The organism is Streptosporangium sp. NPDC001681, assembly GCF_040298085.1.
Classification (GTDB): domain Bacteria; phylum Actinomycetota; class Actinomycetes; order Streptosporangiales; family Streptosporangiaceae; genus Streptosporangium.
This window is the reverse complement of record NZ_JBEOZN010000080.1, coordinates 1-11,485: the sequence shown is the minus strand read 5'-3', so window position 1 is coordinate 11,485 and position 11,485 is coordinate 1. Positions and strand designations below refer to the sequence as shown.

At 70.0% G+C, this 11,485-nt stretch carries 6 protein-coding genes and 2 pseudogenes; 1 reads left to right on the top strand and 7 read right to left on the bottom strand.

Going from position 1 to position 11,485, the window contains the following annotated elements:
- Positions 1-35: 35 nt before the first annotated feature.
- From ABT130_RS30390 to ABT130_RS30360, 7 genes and pseudogenes are all read right to left on the bottom strand, one after another.
- Entirely contained in the window at positions 36-1,631 is a 1,596-nt protein-coding gene (locus ABT130_RS30390) for a glycosyl hydrolase family 18 protein (protein ID WP_350961055.1), read from the bottom strand.
- 317 nt (positions 1,632-1,948) lie between these two features.
- Positions 1,949-4,243: a 1,4-alpha-glucan branching protein GlgB gene (gene glgB, locus ABT130_RS30385; RefSeq protein WP_350961052.1), complete on the bottom strand. Its 2,295-nt coding sequence runs from the start codon at positions 4,241-4,243 to the stop codon at positions 1,949-1,951.
- A gap of 217 nt (positions 4,244-4,460) precedes the next feature.
- Positions 4,461-5,666: a copper amine oxidase gene (locus tag ABT130_RS30380; protein ID WP_350961049.1), complete on the bottom strand. Its 1,206-nt coding sequence runs from the start codon at positions 5,664-5,666 to the stop codon at positions 4,461-4,463.
- Positions 5,667-5,669: 3 nt separating this feature from the next.
- Positions 5,670-6,344 carry a hypothetical protein gene (locus tag ABT130_RS30375; protein ID WP_350961046.1) on the bottom strand — a complete coding sequence of 225 codons (675 nt, stop codon included), beginning with the start codon at positions 6,342-6,344 and terminating at the stop codon, positions 5,670-5,672.
- Positions 6,345-6,573: 229 nt separating this feature from the next.
- Positions 6,574-7,452 (bottom strand): alpha/beta hydrolase, encoded by an 879-nt coding sequence (locus tag ABT130_RS30370; protein WP_350961043.1) that lies wholly within the window; start codon positions 7,450-7,452, stop codon positions 6,574-6,576.
- Between the two features lie 3 nt (positions 7,453-7,455).
- On the bottom strand, positions 7,456-9,270 hold the full coding sequence (locus tag ABT130_RS30365) for a LuxR C-terminal-related transcriptional regulator (RefSeq protein WP_350961040.1): 1,815 nt from the start codon (positions 9,268-9,270) through the stop codon (positions 7,456-7,458).
- A gap of 143 nt (positions 9,271-9,413) precedes the next feature.
- Positions 9,414-9,614, bottom strand: a pseudogene (locus ABT130_RS30360) (hypothetical protein); the annotation flags it as partial.
- Between the two features lie 598 nt (positions 9,615-10,212).
- Between ABT130_RS30360 and ABT130_RS30355 the strand changes: the two are divergent.
- Positions 10,213-11,485: pseudogene (locus ABT130_RS30355) on the top strand (hypothetical protein); the annotation flags it as partial.

The following is an 11,485-nucleotide window of genomic DNA, read 5'->3' as shown; positions in this document are numbered from 1 at the left end:
GCGTGACGCACACGGAGGGTCGAGTGATTGGGATATTACTTGAGACCGTTGGACATGGCGGTGATGAGCTCACCGTTCGCGGTGTCGCCGCTGGTCTCCCAGAAGAACGCACCACCCAGGCCCTGGTTCTTGGCGTAGGTCATCTTGCCGGTGATGGTGGCGGGGGTGTCGTAGCCCCACCACTGGCCGTTGCAGAAGCCGTAGGCGGTGCCGGCGACGGTGCCGGTGGCCGGGCACTTGGTCTTGAGGACCTTGTAGTCCTCGTTGCCCTGCTCGTAGGTGCCGGGGGCGGGACCGGTGGCGGTGCCGCCGGGGGCCGCCTGGGTCACGCCGGTCCAGCCGCGACCGTAGAAGCCGATGCCGAGCATGAGCTTGTTGGCGGGCACGCCCTTGCCCTTCAGCTTCTGGATGGCGGCGTCGGAGTAGAAGCCGGGCTTCGTGGGGTTGGGGAGGGCGGTGAGGGGCGAGTGCGGAGCCGTCGGACCCTGGGCGTCCCAGGCGCCGAAGAAGTCGTAGGTCATCGGCATGAGCCAGTTGAGATTCGAGACCGCGCCGGCGTAGTCGGCGACGTCCATCTTGCCGCCGGTGGAGCCGTCGGCGGTGATGGCCGCCGTGACCAGGTTGCCGGTGCCGAACTTGGCCCGCAGCGCGGAGATCACGTTCTTGAACGCGTTCGGGCCGCTGTTGTCACAGGTGAGACCGCAGGAGTTGGGGTACTCCCAGTCGATGTCGATGCCGTCGAACACGTCCGCCCAGCGCGGGTCCTCGACCAGGTTGTAGCAGGAGTCGGCGAACGCGGTCGGGTTGGCCGCGGCCTGGGTGAAGCCGCCGGACCAGGTCCAGCCGCCGAAGGACCAGATGACCTTGATGTTCGGGTACGCCTTCTTCAGCTTGCGGAGCTGGTTGAAGTTGCCACGCAGCGGCTGGTCCCAGGTGTCGGCCACGCCGTCGACGCTCTGGTCCGCGGTGTATGCCTTGTCGTAGTCGGCGTAGGAGTCACCGATGGTGCACCTGCCGCCGGTGGTGTTGCCGAAGGCGTACAGGATGTGCGTCAGCTTGCTCGCGGAACCGCTGGTGACCAGGTTCTTCACATGGTAGTTGCGGCCGTAGACGCCCCACTGGGTGAAGTAGCCGATGAGCTTCTTGGCGGAGGGGTCGACGGTCGGGGTCACGGTCGGCGTGGGGGTGGGGGTCGGGGTCACCGTCGGAGTCGGGGTGGGCGTCGGGTCGGGGCCGCCGGTGCCGTCGCAGGTGGCGCCGTTGATCTTGCAGTTCAGCACGCCGGACACCCCGCCGGGCGCGCCGTTGAAGCCGAAGCTCACCGAGGCACCCGCCGCCAGCGCGCCGTTCCACGACTTGTTGACGAAGGTGTAGTGGTCCCCGCTCTTGGTCATGTCCGCGTCCCAGGCCGAGCTGATCGACTTGCCGGCGGGGAGGTCGAACTCGACCTTCCAACTGGTCAGCGCGCTCGTGCCGGCCTTGACGACGACCTTGCCCTCGAAGCCGGAACCCCAGTCGGAGGCGGTCGAGTACGTCGCGGTTGCGGGTGTGGCGGCCGTCGCGGTGCCGATCCCCAGGGGAACCAGCAGCGCCGCCGCTGCGATGAAGGAGCCGATGGTAATTCGTCGCAAGGGTCGCTCCAGGTCAGAGAGTGCCAAGCCCCCGTACTCATAGGAAAGTTTCCTATTAGTTTCCTGAGCGTAGGTTCTCCTTCGCCGGCGGTCAATGCCTCGGTCATGGATATAAGGCCGATTTAAGGTTTTGGGGGAAGCGGGTGGAGGCAGGGGGGCGAAAACGCGGAGAGGGCCGGTCACGCGGTCGCGTGACCGGCCCTCTGCGGTCCGGTTCCCGGGGAGGCCGTTCCGAAGGGGCGGCGCCCGAACGTCGCCGTCGCCTCACCGGTCAAGAGACGGGTCAGGGAGCCGATCGCCGGGGCACCGAGCCTCGATCAGGCCGGTTCGGCCTCCTCGCGCTCCTCCGGCTCGTCGGCGGGCGACTCGGTCGCGGCCCGCCTCCCCGGTTGCTCCCGTACGATTTCCACCGCGCGCTCGTCCGCTGCGGGCTCCACGGTGGACTCCACGGTTGACTCAGACGCGCCGGGGTGGCGCAGCCAGAGGGCGCCCAGCGGCGGGACGCGCAGTGTGGTGGAGTACGGCAGGCCGTGGCGCTGCTCCTCGACGGCCTCGACGGAGCCGAGGTTGCCCACGCCGCTGCCCGCGTAGTCGTAGGCGTCGGTGTTGAGCACCTCCTCCCACGAGCCGGGGAAGGGCAGGCCAAGGCGGTAGTTCTCGTGCGGGGCGCCGGAGAAGTTGGCCACGCAGGCCACCGCCGAGCCGTCCTCGGCGTAGCGGAGGAAGGAGAACACGTTGCCCAGCGCGTCGTCGGCGTCGATCCAGCGGAACCCTTCGGGGGAGGCGTCCACGCTCCACAGGGCGGGAGAGTTCTTGTAGACCCGGTTGAGGTCGCGGACCAGCCGCTGCACCCCCCTGTGCCCGTCGAAGTCGAGCACCCACCAGTCGAGCCCGCGCTCCTCCGACCACTCCGAGCCCTGGCCGAACTCGCCGCCCATGAACAGCAACTGCTTGCCGGGGTGGGCCCACATGAAGGCGAACAGCGCGCGCAGGTTCGCGAACCGCTGCCACTCGTCGCCGGGCATCTTGCCGAGCAGCGACCCCTTGCCGTGCACCACCTCGTCGTGCGACAGCGGCAGCACGAAGTTCTCCGAGTACGCGTACATCAGCGAGAACGTCATCTGGTGGTGGTGGTACTGGCGGAAGATCGGCTCGTGCCTGAGGTAGGCGAGCGTGTCGTGCATCCAGCCCATGTTCCACTTGAACCCGAAGCCGAGCCCGCCCAGGTGCACCGGGCGTGAGACGCCCGGCCACGCGGTCGACTCCTCGGCGACGGTGACGATGCCCGGCGCCTCGCGGTAGGCGACCGCGTTCATCTCCTTGAGGAACTCGACCGCGTCGAGGTTCTCCCTGCCGCCGTACTCGTTCGGCGTCCACTCGCCCTCGCGCCGCGAGTAGTCGAGGTAGAGCATCGAGGCCACCGCGTCGACGCGCAGCCCGTCGACGTGGAACTCGCGCAGCCAGTACACCGCGTTGGCGACCAGGAAGTTGCGCACCTCCCTGCGGCCGAAGTCGAAGATGTAGGTGCCCCACTCGGGGTGTTCGCCCCGCGCGGGGTCGGCGTGCTCGTACAGCGGGGTGCCGTCGAACCTGGCCAGCGCCCAGTCGTCCATCGGGAAGTGTGCGGGCACCCAGTCGACCAGCACCCCGATGCCCGCCTCGTGCAGGCTGTCGACCAGGTGACGGAAGTCGTCGGGGGAGCCGAAACGGGCGGTCGGCGCGTAGTAGGACGTCACCTGGTAGCCCCAGGAACCGCCGAACGGATGCTCGGCCACCGGCATGAACTCCACGTGCGTGAACCCCATGTCCACCACGTAGTCGACCAGCTCGACGGCCAGCTCCCGGTACGACAGGCCGGGGCGCCAGGAGCCGAGGTGTACCTCGTAGACGCTCATCGGCTCCCGCACCGCGACGCTGTCGGCGCGGCGCCGCATCCACTCCTCGTCCCGCCAGGTGTACTCCGACTTCTCGATCACCGACGCGGTCGCGGGCGGCATCTCGGTACGCCGGGCCATCGGGTCGGCCTTGGCCCGCCAGATCCCGTCCGAGCCGAGGATGCCGAACTTGTAACGGTCGCCGGGGCCGAGACCGGGGATGAACAGCTCCCACACGCCCGACCTGCCGAGCGAGCGCATGGGGTACGCGGTGCCGTCCCAGTGGTTGAAGTCGCCGATGACCCGGACACCATGGGCGTTGGGCGCCCACACGGCGAAGGCCGTGCCCTCGGTGTCCTCGTGTCGCATGACCCGCGCGCCGAGGGTCTCCCAGAGCCGCTCGTGGCGCCCCTCGCCGATGAGGTGCAGATCCATCTCGCCCAGAGTGGGCCAGTGCCGGTAGGGGTCGTCCGTCTCGTAGGGCTCGGCATCGGGGTAGGCGATCCGGAGCCGGTAGTCGGGGATCTTGTCGAGGCCGGGGATCGTCACCGCGAAAACGCCGTGGGCCACGTGCCTCATGTCGTGGGCCCTGTCGTCGACGAGGGCCTGGACCTTCTGCGCCAGCGGGCGCAGCGTCCGTATCGTCACACCCTCGGGACCCTGGTGCGCCCCGAGGATCGAGTGCGGGTCATGGTGCGCTCCGCCCGCGAGCCGGTCCAGATCCAAGTGCGCGTTCATGACTCACTCCCGTAGATCGATAGCCCCTACCTTGCCCTACCCGGGTCTCTCAACCCATGCCCTTGTCCACTATCACCATGCGTGCTGGGAAAAGGTGCAGATCTGAGTGAGAGAAAAGTGACGATTGTCGGTTATATGGGGCATACCGGAACGCCCTCCACCGGCGGTGCCGGGCACCCGGGCCGGGCGAGGCATCCGGCCCGGATGCCCGGCGGCGTCAGTACGGGTTCTTGGCGGTGACGTCGCGGGGGGTGATGCGGAAGCCCTGCCAGTGGCTCGGCATGGGGTCGGCGTCCTCGTCGCGAGGGACGTGGTGGTAGCCGACGTTGACCCACAGGACCGGGTCGGTCAGCCGCTCGCCGTTGGTGTAGCGGTCGACGGACCTGGCGCACTGGGGAGTCGGGTTGACGCTCGCCAGGCGCTCGCAGGAGCGGTAGTCGGTGACGTAGAGATCGGCCCGGGTGAAGGCCTCGTCGGCGGGGCCCCGGTACTGGGCGCTGTCGGAGTTGTTGATCTCCCAGGAGACGCGGTGCCCGTCGGCGTTGCGCACCTTGCGGTCCACCACCCGCCACCAGCGCATCGGCCTGCTGACGGCCTTGGCCTCCGTGCTGAACGTCGTCCGCTCGAGCCGCCGGTTCGCGGTGCCCGAGCCGCTGAAGTCGTACTGCTCCACGACGTCGTCGGCCCGGCCCGCCACGTCGAAGTCCAGGCGCCAGAAGATGTTGTGCGTGTGGCTCGCCTCGAACCTGTCGTCGCCCACCCCGATGGGCCAGCCGTGCTCCGGCGTGGTGGTGAATCCGGCGAGTGACCCGGTGGCCCCCACCCGCGGGGTGATCGCGCCGTCGTCGGAGAAGGCCCATTCGGCCAGGTAGGTGTACCAGCCGACCTGGAAGGCGGCGAACACCACCAGGTCACGCCCCTGGGCCGTCAGGTTCGGCTGGTCGGGGACCGATTTCAGGTACGCGTGGCCGCGGGCCCTGGTCGTCACGCAGACGAACTGCTCGCGACGCTCGCCGAGCGGGCAGTCGGCCGCCCGGAGCGGGATGGCGGTGTAGCCCAGCGACCCGATGTCGTGGTAGCGCGGCCGGCCCCTGTCGTAGGGCACGTGGATCTGGGCCAGCGAGGTGCTGCGCAGCACGGCGATCGCCCGCTGGTTCCTCGGCGTGTAGACGACCCTGGTCAGGGTCAGCCCCTCGACGTTGCGCATCTCCCAGCAGAGCTGCCAGCGCGCCCCGTTGGGCAGGGTCTTGTCGATCCGGTACGGCGCGTTACACGGTGCCGTCGCGGGCTGCGCGGCGGTCGTCTCCGCCGGAGCGCCGGACGACGCGCCGGGCGAGGGGAGCGGCGGTATCGGTGCGGCCGCCTGTGGGGCGGTGAGAGTTCCGGCGAGCAGGGCGCAGGAGAGGGCGAAACGGAGGAACACTGATTACCACTCCAGGGTGTGGATCTTCTTCGCGGACAGGTCGACGACGAGTCGGCTGGTGTCCAGCCAGGTGCCGTCGGGCAGCCGGACGAACAGCCGCAGGCACCGGTGGACCTCGCACCGCCTGGCCGGTCCCTTCTCGCCGGACGGGGTGAAGATCAGCCCGCGCAGCCCCAGGTCCGCCGCCGACCCCAGCCGCCCGCCCCCCGCCCTGGCGTACGCCTCGCGCGCGACCTTGCCGTATCCCGGGTGGGCCAGCAGGAGTCCGGCGGCCGTCGTCTCCTCCTCCTTCGACGGCGGCGGCTGCACCCCCCGGGCCACCGTCTCCCGCACGACGGTGCCCCGGCCGAGGTCGACGGTCCGCACGATGAGCCGGTCACTGCCGTAGTCGTAGAGATACGCGTCCGCACGGCGGCGGTCCGAGGTGTCCTTGTCGTCGTCGCGCTCCACGTAGAGCAGCTTGATCCGCCCCGCGGCCAGGTGCGATCTGGAGCCCGCCGACGCGATCGTGGTGGCCTGGGCGACCTCCTGACCGGTCAGTGGGTCCTCCCGCGCGGGCATCTGCGGGGCGGACCTCGCCGCCTGCGACCCCTGCTCGCCGGAGACGAACAGCAGCGCACCGGCGACGACGGCCACCCCCGCCCCCGCGATCGCCGTCACGATCAACCTTCGCCCCATGAGTGCCCTCTTTACTCACCGTTGACTTTTCATTGCGAAGGGTAGCGATCGGGGAGGGAGGTGGCGGGTCTAAAGGCGTATTGCGTTTTTGGTGGGTGTTACTGAGGTTTGTGGAACTTGATGGCCTTCTTGGGGGCCCAGCTGCCGTCCGTGCCGCATCCGGGGGCGGCCCGGTGCTTCGATGCCCTTGCTCTGCGTCGAACAGTTCGTCGTCGATCAGGAACGTGCGTCACTCTGCTGTGTGCGCGAGGATGGCGGTGGCCAGTTCCTCGTGCGCCTCGGGCGGCAGTGTGTGCCCCATGCCCGCCACGATCGTCAGCCGCGCCCCCGGGATCCGCTCGGCGATGATCGCGCCGTGACCCGGTTTGACCGGCTCGTGGCTGCCCTCGATGACCAGGGTGGGTGCCTTCACCTGGTGTAGCACGCCCACCGGCTCGAAATCGGGGTTGGCCGCCGCGGCCAGCCGGTGATTGGCCACCGCTGACAGGTCGCGGGCCCGCTCATGGATCCGCTCCTGCAGCCGGCGCGCCGCGTCCTCGTCGAAAGACAGCCCGGTGCCGTGCAGCACGCGCTGCTCGGCGATCATGCCGTCGATCAGCGCGCGCCGGTCCTGCGGCGGCGGGGCGGCCATCAGCGCGCGGTAGAAGGCCACGAACTCCGGCGCCGGCTCGGGCAGGCTCCCCTCGGGCTGTGGCTGCCCCGTCAGGGCCCGCAGGAGCACCTGGCCCTCGCCGCCGCCGAGCGGCGAGGAGGCGATGACGGTCAGCGAGCGCACCCGCTCCGGCCGTTCCACGGCGATGAACTGGCCGAGCAGCCCGCCCGCCGAGTGGCCGACCAGGTGCGCGCCGTCCAATCCGTGGGCGTCCATCACACGGTAGACGTCGTTCTTGATGTCGTCCCACGTGTACGGCTCGGTCGCGAAGTCGACGGTGCCCGACATGCCGGTGTCACGGTGGTCGTACCGGATCACCCGGCGGCCTCCGGCGGTCAGGCGGCCGACGAACTCGTCCGGCCACAGGATGCCCTGCGACATAGAACCCATGATCAACAGGATCGGCGCGTCCGTCTCGGCGCCGAACTCCTCACTCCAGATGGTCACGTTTTGCATGCCTCAGAGCATGTCGTCTCCGGCTACGGGCGCCTTCTGTAGAACTACTAGCCGCGCCAGATCCGTACGGGAGCCGATGCCCAGCTTCGGATAGATCTTGTACAGGTGGTACTCGACCGTGCGCGGGCTCAGGAAGAGCCGGGCGGCGATCTGCTTGCTCGACAACCCGTCGGCGACCAGGCCCGCGATGCGCAGCTCCTGCGGGGTCAGCGCGTCGAGCACGGCCGCCGGCGGGGCCTGCCCGCTCTCTCCCGCCGCCCGCAACTCCTCCAGCGCGCGCCGCGCCCACGGCCGGGCACCCGCCTGCTCGAACGTCTCCCACGCCGTCCGCAGATGCGCCCGCGCCTCGCCCGGCCGCTGCGCGCGGCGCAGACGCTCACCCAGCAGCAGGGCCGTCCTGGCCGCCTCGAACGGGTTGGTGTGCAGCCGCAGCGCCTCGCCGAAGGCGTCCTCGGAGGAGTCGGCCAGGCCCCGGCAGCGAGCCAGCAGCGCGCGCGATTCGGGCGTCGCGGCGTGCGCCGACCACTGCTCGTACGCCTCCAGCGCCGCCCGCGCGCCCGCCTCGTCGCCCGCGCGCACGGCGGCCTCGACGCGGTCCGGCGCCATCCGCCACACCACGGTCGGATGCCCGGCACCCGGTCGCGCCGCGGCGATGGCCGTGAAACGGTCGTGCGCCGCCGCGTAGCGGTCCAGGCACAGGTCGAGCATCGCCAGCGCGTACGCCGCAACGCCCGCGCGCAATCCCACCCGGTGCGGGATGGCGATGGCCAGCGCCTCGCGGGCCTGCCGCTCGCAGGGCTCCTCCTCACCCCGCAGCGCCGCCAGCACCGCCAGGTTGGCCAGGTGCGCGGCCACCGTGTTCTCGTACCCGGCCTCCCGGGCCAGCGCCAGGCCCTCCTCGGAGACGGCCTGGCTGCGCGCCAGCCGACCGCCGATACGCTCTGCGGTCGCCACGAACTCCAGCACGACGGGCAGCTGCCCGGTCATCCCCGACACCCTGGCCACTCGCCCGGCCCGCTCGGCCATCTCGGTCGCCAGATCCGACTCGCCCAGAGCGCTGGCCGCGGCCGTCGCCCACAGGTACCCCGCCGCGTCCTCCAGCTCGCCGGCTCGCACCAGTGCCCGCCGCAGCAGGCCCGGCCCGGCGGCGTCGCCGTCCAGAGTCAGGCCGATCCCGGCCACCGTGTCCCGCAAGAACCCTTCGGGGTGCGCCGCCGCCCGTCGGCCGAGCTCGACGATGGCCGCCGTGTCACCGACGTACGAGGCCGCCTCCACGGCATCGGCCAGCATGCCCAAGCTGTCACCCGCCGCCAGGATCCGGATGGCCTCGGCGGCGTTGCCCGAGTTCAGCTCGAACCGGCCCCGGAGCTGGGCGATCTCCATGGCGAGGGTGGCGTCCCCGTCGGCCCGTTCGCGCGCCTCGGCCAGCAGCGACTCCGCCTGTCCCGGGCGGCCGCCGAGCCAGGCCGCGACGGCGGCGTCCTTCAGGCGGACGGCACGGGCGCGCGGCTCGGGGGTCAGCTCGGCGGCCCTGGCCAGGGCCGTGGCGGCGGCGCCGTACCCGCCACGGTCACGCGCCCGCTCCGCGGCGGCCACCAGCGCAGCGGCGACCTGCTCGTCCTGACCCAGGGCGGCTCCGGCCAGGTGCCAGGCGCGGCGGTCATCCGCGGTCAGCTCCGCCAGAACGGCGTGCACGCGGCGGACGTCGGCGGCACCGGCCGCCTCGTGCACCGCGGATCGGATGAGCGGATGACCGAAACGCACGCTCGTGCCCGACACCTCGGCCAGCCCGCTCTCCTCCAGCTCGGCCAACGCCACCCGCCCGGCCCCGACCTCCGTCCCCGGCCCGGATGAGGCCGATCGGGCCGCGTTCGCGCCAGGCCGTACCGATCGCCGAGACTGCCCGCGGCAAGCCCCAGGGCCGCGCGCACGGCATCGCGCTGCGGCTCGGGCAGTGCGTCGAGCGAACCGGCCACCGGCCACAGCACCTGGTGCAGCGCCGCGAACGCGAGGTCGGACTCGGACTCAACGCCGGTGGCCCGCAACACCCGCATCGCACCACCGCGCGCGGCCGCCGCGTCGAGCAAGGCGGTCTTGCCCGCGCCTGCCTCGCCCCGCAACACCACCGCGCCGCCGAAACCGTCGCGAGCCCGCGCGATCACCTCGTCGAGTGCGCTGATTTCCGCAGATCTGCCGTAAAGCACAAACACCCACTGTAGGAGGCCCCCACCCTGCCTCGTCCCGCGCCGAGCCGCTTCTCACAAACACTCGATTCCGAGAGAAGATCACCAAAACGCCGCACGGGACGGCCGACAGCCTCGAATCCCTCCCATGACTCGTTCTCACTCAAGTCCTCGGCCGAGATTGTTTTGAGAAATGTTTGTGAGAGGGTTCGAGGCATGGTCAACGCCCCCAAGCGCCTCGCCGGCAGGCTCCGGTCGACGGTGGGGTCGACGAAGGGGGCCGCCGATCACGACATATGTGTACTAAGGGCTACAAATCGCCCAAACGGTCATCAATTACGCGATGTACTTACTTGACAGGCTATTGATCTTTGCTATATACCACAGTCTCGGGGTGAATGGCGCGAGTCATATATAACCTTCATGTGAATATTTGCTTACAGAATTTAAGTACGCCTGATATGCCCTTTTGGGGCCTTGACGAATATTCGGCCTCTGGCGAGGATTCTTGCCAATTGCGCACTTCATTCCAGAATGACCAACTACCTGGGGTGTGCGCGAACTGGAGGAATTTTTCATGAGGAGCCCCCTCAATGGGAGGAGAGTCGGTCGCGCCGCGGTCGTGCTCGCCCTGCCCCTTGCCCTCAGCCTCAGCGCGATGCCTGTGCTGGCCGATCCGGCGCCGCAGGCCAGTGAGGTCGCCCCCGACCGGCAGTCCAGCACAGAGCAGAACGGCGTGGCGCTGCTGCGCGTCATCGTTCCCGACCAGGAGTCCATCGACCGGCTCAACAACATGGGCGTCGACCTCGCGGAGTACCGCAGGCCCGTCGACGAGGGTCTGGAGGTGCACGCCGTACTGAGCCCGGAGGAGGCTCAGGAACTGCGCGTCCTCGGCTTCGACGTGCGCGATGCCATCTCCGACCAGACCGACGTGGCCGAGAACAGGGCCGCACGGCAGGAGGCGCTCACCAAGGCGGCGCAGGCGGAGGCGGCGGACGTCGACACGCTGACCCCGCTCCGCGCCGAGTGGTTCACCAGCCTCGACAACGAGCACTTCCTCTCGGTGGAGGTCAAGTCGAGCGCCACCGACGCGCAGACCGTGCTCACCGCCACCTGGGACAGTGGCAAGGGGACGGCCCCCGACTCGGGCGGCAGCGCGACGATGTCGCGTTTCACCGATGCCGGCCAGTACATGTACCACCGGTTCAGCTCGCCGCTGGCCCTCACCGCGGTTCCCACCAAGGTCACCATCACCAGCAGCCGGGGCGGCTCGGTCACGGTCCCGGTGACCAAGTGGCTGGGTGAGAAGCGCAAGTCGCCGAGCAAGCACTACGTCGCGGACTTCGTCGACCGCTACATGGACCCCACCGAGCTCACCAACCGGATCACCGCCCTGGCCGCGGAGTTCCCGAAGATCAGCCAGATCGTCGACCTGCCCAACAAGACGAACGGCTACCGCCGGCAGGCGCAGGCCCAGTTCGGCACGGTCGCGGCGAGCACGCTCTACGTGACCTCCAAGGCGTACGGGCACGAGGGCGGCAACGACCTCAGCGTCGCACTGGTCAAGCCGGACGCCGCCTCGGCCGCGCTGAGCGTCTCGGTGAGCGGCAAGGACGTCGTGGTCAACCTCGGCACCGACGCGTCCGGTGCGGCCAACAGCACCGCCGCCCAGGTGGTCACCGCGCTCAACGGCAACGCCGCGGCGTCGGCGCTGCTGACCGCCGCCACCTACCGGGGCAACGCCGGTGCCGGTCTCGTCGCCGCGGCCGCGGCGGCGAAGCTGACCGACAACCTCAACGCACCTCAAGAGCCCGAAGCCGTACAGGGACAGCCTGCTCAGCGAGTATCTG

Coding starts and splice junctions, on each gene's coding strand:
- glgB (WP_350961052.1), bottom strand. CDS start 4,243: ATGAACGCGCACTTGGATCTGGACCGGCTCGCGGGCGGAGCGCACCAT.
- ABT130_RS30375 (WP_350961046.1), bottom strand. CDS start 6,344: ATGGGGCGAAGGTTGATCGTGACGGCGATCGCGGGGGCGGGGGTGGCC.
- ABT130_RS30370 (WP_350961043.1), bottom strand. CDS start 7,452: ATGCAAAACGTGACCATCTGGAGTGAGGAGTTCGGCGCCGAGACGGAC.